The organism is Pseudomonas sp. EB271-G4-1 (assembly GCF_058791355.1).
The window spans coordinates 28,333-44,891 of sequence record NZ_JBYTEO010000006.1; the positions used below are offsets into that span (position 1 = coordinate 28,333).

General features: G+C 60.7%; 16 protein-coding genes. 12 read left to right on the plus strand and 4 right to left on the minus strand.

Annotated features, from left to right (window positions below; all coding sequences use genetic code 11):
- The first annotated feature begins 112 nt into the window (after nucleotides 1–112).
- A complete protein-coding gene (locus tag AC3WWR_RS04735) occupies nucleotides 113–877 on the plus strand; it encodes a sulfite exporter TauE/SafE family protein (RefSeq protein WP_432668978.1) in 765 nt (254 codons plus the stop codon).
- On the opposite strand, the gene AC3WWR_RS04740 is transcribed toward AC3WWR_RS04735, so the two are convergent.
- Nucleotides 867–1,181, minus strand: a complete 315-nt coding sequence (locus AC3WWR_RS04740) for a putative quinol monooxygenase (RefSeq protein WP_020796476.1) — start codon at nucleotides 1,179–1,181, stop codon at nucleotides 867–869. The two genes, AC3WWR_RS04735 and AC3WWR_RS04740, sit on opposite strands and share 11 nt — an antisense overlap.
- A gap of 163 nt (nucleotides 1,182–1,344) precedes the next feature.
- Here AC3WWR_RS04740 and mdaB point away from each other — a divergent pair, with 163 nt between their 5' ends.
- The 7 genes from mdaB to AC3WWR_RS04775 all read left to right on the plus strand — a co-directional run bounded on the left by mdaB (nucleotide 1,345) and on the right by AC3WWR_RS04775 (nucleotide 9,534).
- Nucleotides 1,345–1,935 carry an NADPH:quinone oxidoreductase MdaB gene (gene mdaB, locus AC3WWR_RS04745; RefSeq protein ID WP_432668979.1) on the plus strand — a complete coding sequence of 197 codons (591 nt, stop codon included), beginning with the start codon at nucleotides 1,345–1,347 and terminating at the stop codon, nucleotides 1,933–1,935.
- A 142-nt stretch (nucleotides 1,936–2,077) separates the two neighbouring features.
- Nucleotides 2,078–2,989, plus strand: a complete 912-nt coding sequence (locus AC3WWR_RS04750) for a LysR family transcriptional regulator (protein WP_020796478.1) — start codon at nucleotides 2,078–2,080, stop codon at nucleotides 2,987–2,989.
- 103 nt (nucleotides 2,990–3,092) lie between these two features.
- Complete coding sequence (locus AC3WWR_RS04755) at nucleotides 3,093–3,986, plus strand: NAD-dependent epimerase/dehydratase family protein (RefSeq protein ID WP_083350107.1); 894 nt, start codon at nucleotides 3,093–3,095, stop codon at nucleotides 3,984–3,986.
- Between the two features lie 198 nt (nucleotides 3,987–4,184).
- The gene (locus AC3WWR_RS04760) at nucleotides 4,185–5,630 is read left to right on the plus strand and encodes a SulP family inorganic anion transporter (protein WP_020796480.1); all 1,446 of its coding nucleotides are present in this window, start codon (nucleotides 4,185–4,187) and stop codon (nucleotides 5,628–5,630) included.
- Nucleotides 5,631–5,849: 219 nt separating this feature from the next.
- Nucleotides 5,850–7,199, plus strand: coding sequence for a GntT/GntP/DsdX family permease (locus tag AC3WWR_RS04765; RefSeq protein ID WP_033045481.1), 1,350 nt, complete (start codon nucleotides 5,850–5,852; stop codon nucleotides 7,197–7,199).
- A 15-nt stretch (nucleotides 7,200–7,214) separates the two neighbouring features.
- Nucleotides 7,215–8,075 carry a MurR/RpiR family transcriptional regulator gene (locus AC3WWR_RS04770; protein WP_020796482.1) on the plus strand — a complete coding sequence of 287 codons (861 nt, stop codon included), beginning with the start codon at nucleotides 7,215–7,217 and terminating at the stop codon, nucleotides 8,073–8,075.
- Nucleotide 8,076: 1 nt separating this feature from the next.
- Nucleotides 8,077–9,534, plus strand: coding sequence for an N-acyl-D-amino-acid deacylase family protein (locus AC3WWR_RS04775; RefSeq protein WP_033045478.1), 1,458 nt, complete (start codon nucleotides 8,077–8,079; stop codon nucleotides 9,532–9,534).
- 190 nt (nucleotides 9,535–9,724) lie between these two features.
- On the opposite strand, the gene AC3WWR_RS04780 is transcribed toward AC3WWR_RS04775, so the two are convergent.
- Entirely contained in the window at nucleotides 9,725–11,644 is a 1,920-nt protein-coding gene (locus AC3WWR_RS04780) for a HAMP domain-containing methyl-accepting chemotaxis protein (protein WP_020796484.1), read from the minus strand.
- A 251-nt stretch (nucleotides 11,645–11,895) separates the two neighbouring features.
- On the opposite strand from AC3WWR_RS04780, the gene pmrG reads away from it, so the two are divergent.
- The gene (gene pmrG, locus AC3WWR_RS04785; protein ID WP_020796485.1) at nucleotides 11,896–12,567 is read left to right on the plus strand and encodes a lipopolysaccharide core heptose(II)-phosphate phosphatase PmrG; all 672 of its coding nucleotides are present in this window, start codon (nucleotides 11,896–11,898) and stop codon (nucleotides 12,565–12,567) included.
- Nucleotides 12,568–12,593: 26 nt separating this feature from the next.
- The gene (locus AC3WWR_RS04790) at nucleotides 12,594–13,439 is read left to right on the plus strand and encodes a phosphatase PAP2 family protein (protein WP_083350109.1); all 846 of its coding nucleotides are present in this window, start codon (nucleotides 12,594–12,596) and stop codon (nucleotides 13,437–13,439) included.
- Here the strand turns inward: AC3WWR_RS04790 and AC3WWR_RS04795 are convergent.
- The gene (locus AC3WWR_RS04795) at nucleotides 13,420–13,677 is read right to left on the minus strand and encodes a DUF6124 family protein (RefSeq protein ID WP_042955268.1); all 258 of its coding nucleotides are present in this window, start codon (nucleotides 13,675–13,677) and stop codon (nucleotides 13,420–13,422) included. The genes AC3WWR_RS04790 and AC3WWR_RS04795 overlap by 20 nt on opposite strands.
- A 466-nt stretch (nucleotides 13,678–14,143) precedes the next feature.
- Nucleotides 14,144–14,740, minus strand: coding sequence for a hypothetical protein (locus AC3WWR_RS04800; RefSeq protein WP_454866557.1), 597 nt, complete (start codon nucleotides 14,738–14,740; stop codon nucleotides 14,144–14,146).
- Nucleotides 14,741–14,871: 131 nt separating this feature from the next.
- Between AC3WWR_RS04800 and AC3WWR_RS04805 the strand changes: the two genes are divergently transcribed.
- Both AC3WWR_RS04805 and AC3WWR_RS04810 read left to right on the plus strand, forming a co-directional pair.
- Nucleotides 14,872–15,591: a hypothetical protein gene (locus tag AC3WWR_RS04805; protein ID WP_020796489.1), complete on the plus strand. Its 720-nt coding sequence runs from the start codon at nucleotides 14,872–14,874 to the stop codon at nucleotides 15,589–15,591.
- 84 nt (nucleotides 15,592–15,675) lie between these two features.
- Complete coding sequence (locus AC3WWR_RS04810) at nucleotides 15,676–16,446, plus strand: APH(3') family aminoglycoside O-phosphotransferase (protein WP_432668981.1); 771 nt, start codon at nucleotides 15,676–15,678, stop codon at nucleotides 16,444–16,446.
- Nucleotides 16,447–16,559: the final 113 nt, after the last annotated feature.

Here is a 16,559-nt window from a genome sequence, read left to right on the forward strand (position 1 = left end):
CGGGCTGCATTCCCACGCAGAGCGTGGGAACGATCATGCCTCTTGCTAATCAAGAGGCATGCTCAGTATATGGCAGATTTCCATCCGGCCAATCCGGGCTCACCATCAGCCCATGAATACTCTCGCCTCGTTCTACCAAAATCTCGGCCTGACCCTTTCATTACTGGTCATTGCCACCTTCCTGCTGGCCGGTTTGGTCAAGGGCATCATCGGCCTCGGCCTGCCGACCATCGCCATGGGCTTGCTCGGTCTGGCTATGGCCCCGTCACAGGCTGCGGCGCTGTTGATCATTCCCGCGACCCTGACCAACGTCTGGCAGCTGGCCTTCGGCGGGCATCTGCGCGGGTTGATCCTGCGGCTGTGGCCGATGCTGCTGGCCATCTTCATCGGCACCGGTGCCGGTACGCTGTGGATCGGCATGGTCGGTGGACATTGGGTGGTGCGCGGATTGGGCGCGGCGTTGTTGCTCTATGCGCTCTGCGGCTTGTTCTTGCCGACCTTGCGTGTCGGTGCGGGTAATGAGCCCTGGCTAGGTCCGATGTGCGGCGTGATGACCGGTGTCATTACGTCGGCCACGGGCGTGTTCGTGATTCCGGCAGTGCCTTACCTGCAGGCGCTGGGCTTGAGCAAGGACGAACTGGTGCAGGCGTTGGGCCTGTCATTCACCGTCTCGACCCTTGCCCTCGCGGGCGGCCTGCTATGGCTCGGTGCCCTGGGTGGTGGCGAGTTGAGTGCGTCGCTGTTGGCGCTGATCCCGGCGGTGCTCGGCATGTGGCTGGGGCAGTGGCTGCGCCAGCGGATCAGCGCCCTGTTGTTCAAGCGCGTATTCTTCATTGGCCTCGGGTTGCTCGGCGGCCATTTGTTGATCAGCGGCTAGCGGACGACGGGCTGAGCATCTCGATGGCGCGGATTACGAAATCCCGTTCCAGGTACTCATTGCGTTGATCGAGGAACTGCTTCATGTGCGGCAGGTTCGAGTGCACGTCGAGATGTGCCTGGGACTGCCAGATCTCGAAGAAGATAAACAGGGTAGGGTCCTGCTTGTCGCGCAGCATGTGGTACTCGATGCAGCCGGGTTCGGCGCGACTTGCTTCTACGTAGCCGCTGAAAAACGCTTCGAAGGCGTCGGATTTTTCCGGGCGGGTCTTGGCGTGCAGGATGAAACCTTGCATTTCACTCATTGGAAAACACTCCTCAAGTCAGAATCGGCGCCAGTCTAAGGCAACAATCTGCTGGTGATTCGTGCGTATGGGTCAAATGTATTTTGCGACAGCGGCGCTTACTCCGCGCGAAGCGGATCGTTACGCTGCCGCCATCCAGTTTCTGACCCTTGCGAGACCTCTCATGAAAAAAGTCCTGTTACTCAATGGCGGCAAAAAATTCGCTCACTCCGATGGCCGCTACAACACCACCTTGCATGAAGCCGCGCTAAGCGTGCTGGATCGCGGCGGTGTGGATGTCAAGGCCACCTTCATCGACGAGGGTTACGACGTCGCCGAAGAAGTCGCCAAATTCCTCTGGGCCGACGTGATCATCTATCAGATGCCGGGCTGGTGGATGGGTGCGCCATGGACCGTGAAGAAGTACATCGACGAGGTCTTCACCGAAGGTCACGGCAGCCTCTATGCCAGCGACGGCCGCACCCGTTCCGACGCCTCGCAGAAGTACGGCAGCGGCGGCCTGATCCAGGGCAAGCAATACATGCTGTCGCTGACCTGGAACGCGCCGCAGCAAGCCTTCGACGACCCGACCGACTTCTTCGAGGCCAAAGGCGTGGACGCGGTGTACTTCCCGTTCCACAAGGCCAACCAATTCCTCGGCATGACCGCTTTGCCGACCTTCCTCTGCGTGGACGTGATGAAACGCCCGAACATCGAGGCCGATGTGGCGCGTTATAAGCAGCACTTGGCCGAGGTGTTTGGCCTGAAGGTGTAACGCTCAGCTAATATCGGTCGCAATGGCTTAAAAGATCGCAGCCTTCGGCAGCTCCTACAGGTATACGCAATACCCTGTAGGAGCTGCCGAAGGCTGCGATCCTGGCGATTCATGCCATGCCGATTCGTGAAAGAGGACACACGTGAAAGCCAGATCCGATGAATTGCAGATCTTCGTCTGCGTGATCGAGTGCGGGTCGATTTCCGCGGCCGCCGAGCAGGTCGGGCAAACGCCGTCGGCGGTCAGTCGCACGCTGTCGCGGCTGGAGGCCAAGCTCGATACCACGTTGATCAACCGCACCACGAGGCGCATGGACCTGACCGAGGAGGGCAAATATTTCTTCGAGCACGCCAAGCTGATTCTCGATCAGATGGACCAACTCGAAGAACGCTTGTCTTCGCGCCAGCAAACGCCGTCCGGGCGCTTGCGCATCAACGCCGCGTCGCCGTTCATGCTGCATGCCATCGTGCCGTACATCGATGAGTTCCGCCGGCTCTATCCAGATATCCAGCTCGAACTAAACAGCAACGACCTGATCATCGACCTGCTCGAGCAAAGCACCGACATCGCCATCCGCATCGGCACACTGGCCGACTCGACCCTGCACGCCCGTTCCCTGGGATGCAGTCCGCTGCACATCGTCGCCAGCCCCGCCTACCTGGAAAAACATGGCACACCGACAGCCGTGGCGGACCTGGCCGAACACACCCTGCTGGGGTTCACCCAGAACGAAGGCCTCAACCAATGGCCGTTGCGCTACGTGCATGGCGATCGCTGGCCGATCCAGGCGTCACTCAGCGCATCCAGCGGTGAAACCATCCGCCATCTGGCGCTGGAAGGCCAAGGCATCGCCAGCCTGTCGCATTACATGACCATCGAGGACATTCGTGCCGGGCGGTTGAAGGTCGTGCTGGCCGAGTTCAACAGCGGCTATCGCCAGCCGATCAACGCGGTGTACTACCGTAACTCGCAGCTGGCCTTGCGCATCCAGTGTTTCCTTGACTTCATCCAGGGCAAATTGGCGCTTTACGCTTCCACGGATTTCAGCGACTGATTCGTGATTCCTGCGCAAGAGTGAATTGGGTCAGCAGGGATTTTTCGTCTGGGATCACTGCTTGATACTCGTTGCATCACTTATCAATGCAGGGAGTTTCTCCATGAACGTATTCGTTACCGGTGCTGCCGGTTTCATCGGCGGCTCCATCGCCACCGGCCTGGTCAAGGCCGGCCACAAGGTTACCGGCCTGGTGCGCAACGCCGAGCAAGCGGACGAGCTCAAGGCACTGGGCATCACCCCCGTGACCGGCACGCTGGACGACAGCGCACTATTGGCCGAACAGGCCCGCGCAGCCGACGCCGTGATCAACGCCGCCAGCAGCGACCATCGCGGCGCTGTCGAAGCCTTGCTCGATGCCTTGCGCGGCTCCAACAAGGTATTGCTGCATACCAGCGGTTCGAGCATCGTGGGCGATGCCTCGGGCGGTCAGTCCAGCGACGTTATCTATTACGAAGACAACTTGCCGGAACCCACCGTGGACAAGGCTGCACGCGTGGCCATCGACAACCTGATCCTCGCCGCGGCCAAGGACGGCGTGAACTCGGCCGTCATCTGCAACACGTTGATCTACGGCCACAGCCTGGGCGTCAAGCGCGACAGCGTGCAGTTGCCGCGCTTGCTCAAGCAGGCGCGTAAAAGCGGCGTGGTCCGCCATGTCGGGACCGGGCAGAACATCTGGTCCAACGTGCACATCGAAGACGTGGTATCGCTGTACCTGCTGGCGCTGAACAAAAACGTCCCAGGCACGTTCTACTTCGTCGAAAGCGGTGAAGCGTCATTCATCGACATGACCACGGCGATCGCCGAGGCGCTGAACCTGGGCAAGCCGCAAGACTGGCCGTTGAAGGACGCCGAAGCCGAGTGGGGTTATGAAATGGCCAACTATGGCCTGGGCTCCAACAGCCGTGTTCGCGGCAAGCATGCGCGGGAATTGCTGGGCTGGGTGCCGAAGCGCACGTCGGTGCTGGAGTGGATTCGTCACGAGATGGTGTGAGTTCGCTTAACACCGCGTTGCTGCCTTCGCGAGCAGGCTCGCTCCCACATTAGACCGCATTGTCCAGATGGACGCGGTCAACTGTGGGAGCGAGCCTGCTCGCGAAGGCGTTTCTGAAGTTGCATAAACTGGCCGGGCCGCCCTTGATTCCGTAACATCCCCACACTCTTTCTTGCTTCTCCCTGCACGCGGTCCTCCATGAAACCAAAACATCTACGCGCCGATGCCCTAGCCGGCCTCACGACGTCTTTCGCCCTGTTACCCGAATGCATTGCCTTCGCGCTGGTGGCTCATCTCAATCCGCTGATGGGGCTGTATGGTGCGTTCATCATTTGCACCCTGACCGCGCTATTCGGTGGCCGGCCTGGCATGGTGTCCGGTGCTGCCGGGTCGATGGCGGTGGTGATCGTCGCGCTAGTGGTGCAGCACGGCGTGCAGTACTTGCTGGCGACGGTGCTGCTGGGCGGGTTGATCATGTCGACGTTCGGGCTGCTGCGACTGGGCAAGCTGGTGCGAATGGTGCCGCACCCGGTGATGCTGGGGTTCGTCAACGGCCTGGCAATCGTCATTGCCCTGGCGCAGCTTGAGCACTTCAAGAGTGGTGAGACCTGGCTGAGCGGCACGCCGTTGTACTACATGATCGGGTTGGTGGCGGTGACGATGGCGGTTGTCTATGTGCTACCGCGTCTGACCCGCGCGATACCGCCGGCGTTGGTGGCGATCCTGGGAGTGGGGTTGGCTGTGCACTTCCTCGGCCTGCCAACCCGCACCCTGGGCGACATGGCGCATATCGCCGGCGGCTTGCCGACATTTGCCTTGCCGGACATTCCCTGGAACCTGGAAACCCTAAGCATCATTGCGCCCTACGCGTTCTTGATGGCGATGGTCGGCCTGCTGGAAACCCTGTTGACCCTCAACCTCACCGACGAATTCACCGAGAGCCGCGGTTACCCCGATCGCGAGTGCGTGGCGCTGGGCGCGGCCAATGTGGTGTCCGGTCTGTTTGGGGGAATGGGCGGTTGCGCGATGATCGGCCAGACCGTCATCAACTTGAGCTCCGGGGGGCGCGGGCGGCTGTCCGGTGTGGTGGCCGGGGTGTCGATCCTGCTGTTCATCCTGTTCCTGTCGCCGTTGATCGAACGTATTCCTCTGGCGGCGTTGGTGGGGGTGATGTTCGTAGTCTCGCAGCAGACCTTCGCCTGGGCTTCGCTGCGGGTGCTGAACAAGGTGCCATTGAACGATGTGCTGGTGATTATCGCGGTGACGGTGATCACTGTATTTACCGACCTGGCCATGGCGGTGTTGTGCGGGATCATCATTGCGGCGCTCAATTTCGCCTGGCAGCAAGCCCGGCAGCTGTACGCCGACAGTCACCTGGAAAGCGACGGCAGCAAGCTGTACCGCGTGCACGGCACCTTGTTTTTTGCCTCGACCACGCCGTTTCTCAACCAGTTCGACGCGGCCAACGACCCCGTGCAAGTGACCCTCGATTGTCGCCACCTGAGCTTCGTCGATTACTCCGCCATCGCTGCATTGGAGACCTTGCGCGAGCGCTACAGCAAGGCTGGCAAGCACCTACGGGTGCTGGGCCTGTCCGAGCGCTGCAAGAAACTGCTCAAGCGCGCCCGGGTACAACACGACTGAGGTCCGCCTGCCTGATCGTTCCCACGCAGAGCATGGGAACGATCGGTGTCGTGATGAAAATCTACCTGCCTGATTTTCATTAGTCGCGACACGACATATCTCTGAGCGACATCCCTTACCTCTAAACGAAAATTACTTTCACCTCGTTTGAAAATCGCGCCTCGAAATGTTTTAAGAGTTTCACAAAACTTTCGACGTGACCCTCTCGAGGAGTACCGCATGACCCCGTCCTTCGGCTATTGGCTGTTGGTGTATGCCGCTGTCGCCATCATCGCGCTGATCGTGCTGATCGCCCGTTACCGGCTTAATCCGTTCATTGTCATCACCCTGATCTCCATCGGCCTGGCGCTGGTGGCGGGCATGCCGCCGTCCGGCGTGGTCGGGGCGTATGAGGCGGGCGTCGGCAAGACCCTGGGACATATCGCCCTGGTGGTGGCGCTGGGTACCATGCTTGGCAAGATGATGGCCGAGTCCGGCGGCGCCGAGCAGGTGGCGCGCACCTTGATCGACCGCTTCGGCGAAAAAAACGCGCATTGGGCGATGGTGTGTATCGCTTTCCTGGTCGGGCTGCCATTGTTCTTCGAAGTCGGTTTCGTATTGCTGGTGCCAATCGCGTTCACCGTGGCGCGGCGGGTCGGCGTATCGATCCTGATGGTCGGCTTGCCGATGGTCGCCGGCCTGTCGGTGGTGCATGCGCTGGTACCACCGCACCCGGCGGCGATGCTGGCGGTGCAGGTGTACCAGGCGTCGGTGGGGCAGACCTTGCTCTATGCGATTGCGATCGGTATTCCCACGGCGATCATCGCCGGGCCCTTGTACGCCAAGTTCATCGTGCCGCGTATCCAGTTGCCGGCGGAAAACCCACTGGAGCGGCAGTTCCTCGAACGCGAACCGCGCGACAGCCTGCCAAGCTTCGGCCTCACCATGGCGACCATCCTGTTGCCGGTGGTGCTGATGTTGATCGGCGGCTGGGCCAACCTGATTTCCACCCCGGGCACGGGTTTTAACCAGTTCCTGTTGTTCATCGGCAACTCGGTCATCGCATTGCTGCTGGCGACTTTGCTGAGCTTCTGGACCCTTGGCCTGGCCCAGGGCTTCAATCGCGAGTCGATCCTCAAGTTCACCAACGAATGCCTGGCGCCGACCGCCAGCATCACCTTGCTGGTGGGCGCTGGCGGCGGCCTGAACCGGATCCTGGTGGACGCCGGTGTCACCGACCAGATCGTCGGCCTGGCCAACGAATTTCACTTGTCGCCGTTGCTGATGGGCTGGCTGTTCGCCGCGTTGATGCGCATCGCCACCGGCTCCGCTACCGTGGCCATGACCACCGCCTCGGGCGTGGTCGCGCCCGTGGCCATCGCGATGGGTTATCCACACCCGGAGCTGCTGGTGCTGGCAACAGGGGCGGGCTCGGTGATCTTTTCCCACGTCAACGACGGCGGCTTCTGGCTGATCAAGGAATACTTCAATATGACGGTGACCCAGACCTTCAAGACCTGGACGGTGCTGGAGACCCTGATCTCGCTCGTCGCCTTCGGCCTGACCGTGGGCCTTTCCTACCTGATTTAACCGGAGCCGCCCGCCATGGACATCCTCTACCAGATCCGCGCCCGCCAGGATTCCTTCAGCGCCGGGGAAGGACGCATCGCGCGCCTGATGCTCGACGATGTGGGGTTTGCCGCCTCCGCAAGCCTGGATGAGCTGGCGCTGCGCGCAGAGGTCAGCACTGCCACGCTGTCGCGCTTTGCCCGTACGGTCGGCTGCAAGGATCTGCGCGACCTGCGGTTGCAACTGGCCCAGGCCAGCGGCGTCGGCAGCCGTTTTCTCGATCCGGCGGGCACACCGGAGCAGTCAGCGTTTTATGGGCAAATAGTCGGCGACATCGAATCGACCCTGCGCCAGCACCTGTCGGCCTTCGACGAGTCGCGGTTCGCCGATGCCGTGAAACTGCTGGGCAAGGCGCGGATGATTCATGCCTTCGGCATGGGCGGCTGCTCGACCTTGTGCAGCGATGAGTTGCAGGTGCGCCTCGTGCGCCTTGGCTACCCGATCGCGGTCTGCCACGACGCGGTAATGATGCGGATCACGGCGGCCAGTCTCAGTGCCGATCAGGTAGTCATCGTCTGTTCACTGACCGGGATCACACCCGAACTGCTGGAAACTGTGGAGCTGGCCCGCAGCTATGGCGCGCCCATTCTGGCCATTACCCGAGGCGATTCGCCGCTGGCGCAACTGGCCGACATCGTATTGCCGCTGCAAAGCGCCGAGACCTCCTTCATCTATAAACCGACAGCAGCACGCTACGGCATGTTGCTCGCCATCGATGTGCTTGCCACCGAGCTGGCACTGGCCAATCCTCAAGACAATCAAGAGCGCCTGCGGCGGATCAAACTCGCCCTGGACGATTACCGCGGCGGCGACGATCACTTGCCGCTGGGAGACTGACATGATGTACGACACGCTGATTCGCAATGCCCTGGTCATCGACGGTAGCAACAGCCCTGGCTACCCGGCCGACGTGGCGATCCGCAATGGCCGCATCGAGCGCATCGGTGACTTGCAGGATGCCCGTGCCACCGAAGAAATCGACGCTGCTGGCCGCGTGTTGGCGCCCGGCTTCATTGATGTGCACACCCACGACGACACGGTGGTGATCCGTCAGCCGCAGATGCTGCCCAAGCTCAGCCAGGGCGTGACCACGGTGATCGTCGGCAATTGCGGGATCAGCGCCTCGCCGGTGAGCCTGCGCGGCGATCCACCGGACCCGATGAACCTGCTCGGCAGCGCTGCGGCGTTTGTTTATCCAACATTCAGCGATTACCGTGCGGCGGTGGAGGCGGCAAACACCACGCTGAACGTCGCCGCGCTGGTGGGCCACACCGCGCTGCGCAGCAACCACCTCGACGACCTGTTTCGCACCGCTACGCCCGATGAAATTGCCGCCATGCGCGAGCAACTGCGCGAAAGTCTCGAGGCTGGCGCCCTGGGCTTGTCCACCGGTCTTGCCTACGCCAGTGCGTTTTCGGCATCGACCGATGAAGTGATGCAACTGACCGAAGAGCTCACAGCGTTTGGCGCGGTCTATACCACCCATTTGCGCAGCGAGTTCGAGCCGGTGCTGGACGCCATGGACGAGGCATTCCAGATCGGCCGGCATGCGCAATCCCCGGTGATCATTTCCCACCTCAAATGTGCCGGCGCCGGTAACTGGGGGCGCAGCCCGCAACTGTTGGCGTCCCTTGAGCAGGCGGCGAAAACCCACCCGGTGGGCTGCGATTGCTATCCGTACGCTGCCAGTTCCTCGACCCTGGACCTCAAGCAAGTCACCGATGCACATCGCATTACCATCACCTGGTCAACGCCGCACCCGCAGATGGGCGGGCGCGACCTGATGGATATCGCCGCCGAGTGGAACCTGTCCCTGATCGATGCCGCCCGCCAATTGCAACCGGCCGGCGCTGTGTACTACGGGATGGACGAAGCCGATGTGCGACGGATTCTGGCGCACCCTTTGTCGATGGTCGGCTCCGACGGCCTGCCGGAAGATCCGTTTCCTCATCCACGGTTGTGGGGCGCCTTCCCGCGGGTGCTCGGGCATTTCAGCCGTGACGTAGGACTGTTTCCCCTGCACACCGCCGTGCACAAGATGACCGGCTTGTCGGCGGCGCGATTTGGCCTCAAGCAAAGGGGCGAGATCCGCGAAGGCCATTGGGCCGACCTGGTGCTGTTCGACCCGGCGACCATTCGCGATGTCGCGGACTTCAACGATCCGCAACGGGCGGCCGAAGGCATCGATGGCGTGTGGGTCAACGGGGTATTGAGTTACCAGGACGGTCAGGCGAACGGGCGCAGGGAAGGGCGGTTCCTGGCGCGGGAAGGGGATTTGAGCGCTGGATTTGCGTGACACTAAAAGATCGCAGCCTGCGGCAGCTCCAGAGCAAGCGTCAAATCCGTATGGCCTGCTCGCTAGTGCGGGCAGGCAGGTTGTTTGTCATATCGCCTTCGCGAGCAGGCTCGCTCCCACAGGATGCTCATTGAACCTGTGGGAGCGGGCTTGCTCGCGAATGGATCTTTCATTCACCGCGCAGTGAACGTCAGACGCGGAAGTGGCTGACCATCATCTGCAACTGATTCCCCAGTCGCGCCAGTTCCACGCTGGACTTGGCCGTCTCATCGCTGGCCGCAGCGGTCTGTTCCGACACGTCGCGCACGTTGATGATGCTGCGGCTGATCTCTTCGGCCACTGCGCTTTGCTGCTCGGCCGCGGCCGCGATCTGCTGGTTCATCGACTGGATGTTGGACACCGTGCGGGTGATGTTTTCCAGTGAGGTACCGGCCTTGCGGGTCAGGGCCACGCTGCTGTCGGTCAGGGTGCGGCTGTTATTCATCACGGTCGCCACTTGCTGGGTGCCGTTCTGCAAGGCCGCCACCAGGCCTTCGATTTCCTCGGTGGATTTCTGCGTGCGTTGCGCCAGGCCCCGCACTTCGTCGGCCACCACGGCAAACCCGCGTCCGGCTTCACCGGCGCGTGCCGCTTCAATCGCAGCATTGAGGGCCAGCAGGTTGGTCTGTTCGGCCACGGCCTTGATCACGTCCATGACGCTGCCGATCTTGTCGCTTTCCTGTTGCAGCAGGCCCATGGCTTCGGTGGAGCGTGCCACCTCGCTGGCCAGGCGTTCGATCTGGGTAATGGCTTCGCCGACAACCTTGTCCCCTTCGCGGGCTTCACCATCCGCCGCGGCGGCGGCCTGGGAGGCTTGTTCGGCATTGCGCGCGACTTCCTGCACGGTCGCGGTCATCTCGTGCATGGCGGTGGCGACCTGGTCGGTCTCGACTTTCTGGCTGTTGACCCCGGCGCTGGTTTGCTCGGTCACGGCCGACAGTTCTTCGGCCGCGCTGGCGATCTGGGTGACGCCGTCGCGGATACCGCTGATCAGGTCACGCAGGGTCACGCCCATGCGCGCGATGCCTTGTTGCAAGACACCCAGCTCATCGCGGCGGGTCACCCTCACGTCCTGGGACAAGTCGCCGCTGGCGATGCGATCGACCACGGCCAGGGTTTCGCGCAGCGGGCCGGTGATCTGCCGGGTAATGAGAACGGCGGCAATAATGCCGACCAACAGAGCCAGCAGCGTGCTGATCAATTGCAGGGTACGCGCCTGCGCGCTTTCGGCATCGCGACGGTCGAGCTGGATCTGATACAGCTGTTCGCTCAGGCTCACGATGGCCGCGCCCTGGTCGGTCATTTCCTTGCGCGCCTGCACGGCATCGCTGTTCGCGGCTTTGTAAGCCTGCAAGGCGCTGCGGTAGTTGCCCAGTGCGGTCTCCAGTTGACGCAGGGTTTCGGGCTGGACGTCGGTGAAATGCACGTTGAGCTGTTTCAGGCTGGCAATGGCGACGTCCAGTTGAGCGACGGCTTTTTGCTCGGTTTCGGCATTGGTAGTCGCGGTGTAGCCACGCACTTCATAGCGGGCCAGCAAGAACGCTTGCCTGGCGGCGGTGATGGCCTGGAACTGCTCGAAGCGCTGATCACTCGGTGGCAGTTGTTGCACGCGACTGTTCAAATCGTCGATTAGCGTGCTGGCCGTTTCGGCGTTGGCGCCCATGACCTCGCGTGCGCTGTTGCCGGTGCGATAGGCGCCACGCATCTTGGCCAGGGACGTCTTGTAGGCGTCGATGACAGCGCCTTGCTCTTTGAGCAATTTGATGTTTTCCGGGCTCTTGAACTTCGCCAGCAAGGCTTGTTGCTGATCGGAAAAGTCTTGCAGCGTGGCCTGTACATTTTGCGCAGTGACTTCGTCGCCGTTGGTCAGCATGTACTGCAGGCGCACCACGCGCAGCTTGGTCAGGCCCGCGTTGAGCTGGGTGATGTCGCTCATCCAGTTGCTGCGGTCGATCAAACTGCCCAGGCTGGTCCAGCCGGTCAGGGCGAGGACGCAGGTCAGGGCCAGGACCAGGCCGAAGCCCAGGCCCAGTTTGAGGTTCACGCTGATGTTGCCGAACCAGCTATTCATCAAATTCCTCCAGGAACGTGTGTTTCTTGATCGTCGGTTGGCTGGAAGATTGTTGTTTTTAGGCGCCAGCAAGGTGGGTTGCAGGTCTGTATCGGCAGCAATCGTGAGAGCTGAAAGGATTTTGTCGGGCGGATTCTGTAACAAGCTTTTTGCCGCAGGCTTAAGCTTTTTTTCACATTGGTTTCACTGGTAGCCGACGCCCGCCTCCTTACCCTCACGGCACCTGATGAAGGGCTGCGAGGCGGCTTGATGTGGAACTGAGACTGAGTCTGTTCGGAATAACCCGCTCGATCGACCTGAGGCCTTTTGCCCGGTATCGCAATGCGCTTGTGGTGCTGGCCTCGGCGCTGCTGGCGATCATCTTGACAGTATTGCTGTTACGGCCCGCCGCCGTGCCGGACCTGGCCCATGGCAATGTGCAGGGCGCGCGGGCGCTGTTGGCGGGTTGGGCCAAGGGCGACATGATCGTGCTGGTTCGCCATGTCGAGCGTTGCGATCACTCCAGCGCCCCCTGCCTGAGTGGCGACGATGGCATCACCGATCGCTCGCGCAGCGTTGCGGTGGCCGTCGGTGCGCGATTCGAGCGACTGGGTCTGGCGCGGGCCGACATCTACAACAGCCCGATGGTGCGTACCGCGCAGACCAGCGGGTACATGTTCAACAAGGTCGACGCTGGCGACGACTGGTTGATCAACTGCAAAGGCACGATGTTGCGCGACGCCCTGGCGCACAAGGTCGCCGGGCGCAACCTTATCCTGGTGACCCACAGCGAATGCATGGCGCAACTGCAAAAGGATCTCGAGGTGCCCACCTCGACCTTCGGCTACGGCGCCGCGCTTTTCGTCACTGCCCAAGCGCTGCAAGCACCACACGTACTTGGATTCATCGAGGCCTCGGACTGGCACTCGGTGACCACCGAATGAATTCACACTCTGAACCAGGACACACGATGCAGACGGCTTCCCGCTCCCGTTTTTACTGGCTGAACTTTGGTATCCCACTGGCCTGCGCGGTGGTGGTGTTCCTGATGTTCGACCTGACCCGGATCGACATCGCCTTCAACAATCTTTTTTATGATCCGGTGACGCAGACGTTCCCGCTGGACCATGTGCACCTGTTCGAAAAAATCACCCATAAATGGGCGCGGATCATTCCGAACTGGACCGGCGAAATCGCCATCATCGGTGCCTTGCTGTCGTTTCTCTGGCCGCGTTTGAAGGCTGAAAAACACGCGAAAATCATCGATTTTCTGGAAAAGATCAGAGTTGCGCCGGTACTGCGTTTCGCCACCCGGCATCGTCGGGATCTCCTCTACGTGGTGCTTGCGTTCTCCATCAGCACCGGTGTGATTCACTACCTCAAGGGCCACACCAGTGTGTATTGCCCGATCGAGACGACCCAGTACGGCGGGAAGATCGAGCATAAGGAGTGGTACGAGAATTTCGATCTACTCAAGGTCGCGGGTGACGGTCGTTGCTGGCCGGGCGGGCATGCCTCCGGTGGCTTCACCATGCTCGCCTTGTACTTTGTTGCACGCCGTTACCGCTGGCGCTATTCCAAGGCAATCATGTACGGCTCGTTGGCCCTCGGGTTCGTGTATGGCACGACGCGGGTGGTGCAGGGGTGGCACTACATGTCCCACACCTTCTGGGCCGGGATCTTCGTTTGGCTGGCATGTTTGCTGACGGCGCTGGCGTTTTATGGGCGGGCGCGGTTGGAGATGCCGGTTCTGGGCAAGGCTGAAGAACCGGCGTTGGTGGCTCAACCTGTCGGACTTATGCCTGCGGATCAATAGTATCCAGTGCCCGGTTCACAGCCAGCTCCGCCAGCATGACGATCTGCGCAATCCCCAGCGCGGTGTTGCGCTGGGGGCCGCTGAGGTAAGTGGCGAAATCATTGAGCATGACGCTGGCTGAAGCCAATGATTCGCACGCGTGGGCGAGTAGGCTTTCGGATTTTATGTCGGGGTGGAGCGTGAAGAAGGGGCTGGGGCGGTAGGGTTTTTCAGTTGTGAAAGGCGGATCCGGGATCATCTGAGTTCTCCACTCGATTTGAGAACCACCACAATCACCGATCTCACGCGGAGAAATGGGTGGCAGCTATGTGCGGAGTGAGATTACCGGGAGTAGGAAACCGGCCAGACCGAAGCCTGCCCGCACACAGCCGCCATAAAACATTGCTGACAGCGGATAGCTGGCGGCAATTATGGTGGTACTGGCACTGGATTCATACTCCCGGGATCTCACACCCGATCACTGATTTGTCAGTGACCACCAAAGGCTAAAGGGCCCCCTTCCGAGCGACAACCTGAAAGACCTGTGGGATTTTTCCCCGCGATTCGCCCCGGAGTAGGACTTTTCGCAAGACAAAAAAAAGCCCGCGGGAGGGCGGGCAAACCGTAGTTTCTTGAATGAGCGAGGGCAAATTTACAGGGAGTTGCCTGAACGCGGGGTGAAGAAAAGTTCATGTGTTGCCCGGGGGGCGAAAGCGGAAAATGGCTCAATACTCTGTCACCTTCTGCCTGCGCAAAATCCACCCAGCTTCGCCCGGCATCAACCGGTACTGAACCTCGCGCATCTTCCCGGTTCTACCCGCCGAGGCGTCCGCGCTGTCATACAGCGCAAACCGCTGCACCAATGTGTTTTCCACCACGGCAAACTCATCCTCGCCCCGATACCCCTTGGCAATCGTCGGGTCTTCGCTGACCGGTGGCAGATAGATCGCACTCAGCGACTTTTTACGGTTGGCGGCGTAGGCCACGAGTTCGCCGGGTAGTCCGCGCCCTGGTGACCTGACGAAGACGTAGATTTCCGGTGAGCCATCTCGATCAAGGTCCGCGACCTCCGCCCGGGCAATGTCGCCATTCAGGGGGTGAGTCATGACCGAATTATCGATTTCCAGCCCTTGGGGAGCGATGCGTACTGCACGGCTACCGTCGATCGACTCATCCGTCACATGAAAGACAATGCCCTGCAGTTCCAGCGTCTGGTCGAAAGGCCGGCCGCCATTGCCGGCATCGAAGGCACCGACTTTGCTGGCGGCATGTGCCGGCAGGCAAACCATCGCTGCCAGGAGGGCCAGAATCCGCTTATTCATGTTTTGCATGCCTCAATGCTTCTGTTCAGTGGAGGATCGAGTCTGTAGGGACGTCATCAGCATAGAGCCGCCCACGACCCGCCGGTGATCTATTCTTTTGATTCCGGCCAGCATCGAAAGGGGCAAGACCCATGAACGATTTGCTGAAAAAAGTACTCGACGCCCATGGCCAGCTGGAGCGCTGGAACACGTTCACCACGCTCAACGCCACCATCGTCACCGGCGGGGAATTATGGGCAATGAAAAGCGTGGTGCAAGACACCATGCCCCGCGAGATGACCGTCAGCCTGCACAAGCAAAACGCCAGCGTGACACCCTTCGGCAACCCGCACTGGCGCACGGCATTCCGGGCCGACTACATCGCCATCGAAACCACCGATGGCGAAATCGTGCGCGAGCGATCGAACCCGCGAGAATCATTCGCCGGCCACGCCATGGACACCCCCTGGGACCCGCTGCACCGCGCGTACTTCAGCGGCTACGCCATGTGGACCTACCTGACGACACCATTTTTCATGGCGATGCCGGGTTTCAACGTCACGCAAATCGCACCCTGGCAGGAAGGCCCCGAGACATGGCGCGGCCTGCGGGTCGAGTTTCCAGCACACATCGCCAGCCATAGCCGTTTCCAGGATTTTTACTTCGGGGACGATGGCCTGTTGCGTCGGCATGATTACCACGTCGATGTGGCGGGCGGGTTTGCAGCCGCCCAGTACGTGAGCGAGTACGTTGAGGCCCAAGGCTTTCGTTTTCCCACTCGGCGCAGAGCCTATTTGCGGGGTGAGGATCGGCAGCCATTGCGGGAGAGGGTGATGGTGTCGATTGACTTGAGCGATTTTCGATTGAGCTGAGTGGCAAGGTGGGTCTCTAATCCTGAAATAGATTTAAACCTGATTCACCCCGACGCATCTCCAAATACAAAGAGTAATGAGAGGATGGATATTCCTGCCCAATGGTCCCGAACATTCAGTACGGCGCTTATTGAGCGACAAACTATCGGAGAGTCAGGAGCCGAGGTTTCTCGCATTCGCTGCATCAACGGCGAACACCTGTTCCTGAAGTCCGAATCCATTGGCCCGCACAGTGAGCTGCCGGAAGAGATTAAGCGTCTTCGTTGGATGAACCGGCTAGACCTGCCTGGGCCGACCGTTCTTGATGCGACGACAGAGGACAATCGCCATTGGTTACTCATGAGTGCCGTCCCCGGACAAGATTTGGCCAGTGCCAACGACTTGTCTGCGCCCCAAGTCATCAGCGCCCTGGCGATGGCGCTACGTAGGCTGCACCAGGTGCCAACTGAGAAATGTCCCTTTGACCACCCGTTGCAGCAGCGCATGGCAGCCGCCAGGAATCGAGTGAGTGCCGGGCTAGTCGACGAATCAGACTTTGACGATGAGCGGCTGGGGCGGACCGCTGAGGATGTCTTCCTAGAGCTGCTATCTACGCTTCCCGAAACCTATGACCTTGCCGTCACCCACGGCGATGCCTGCCTGCCGAATTTCATGGTCGAAGCGAGCCGTTTTACCGGCTACATCGACTGCGGCCGGCTAGGCATCAGTGACATCTATCAAGACCTTGCCCTGGCTGCCCGAAGCATTGAACGCAATTTGGGACCGGCATGGGTGGCCCCATTTTTTCGTGAGTACGGTGTGGAGCCAGATCAGCAACGTATAGCGTTTTACTGTTTGCTGGACGAGTTCTATTGAGTCTGGCTGGCCTCTTCGCGGGCAAGCCCGCTCCCACAGGGGCGTGTGTTGCAGGGATTACCGAACCCCAGATGCAACAAAACCCGCACTGGGCGGGTTTTGTCTTGCTTCGT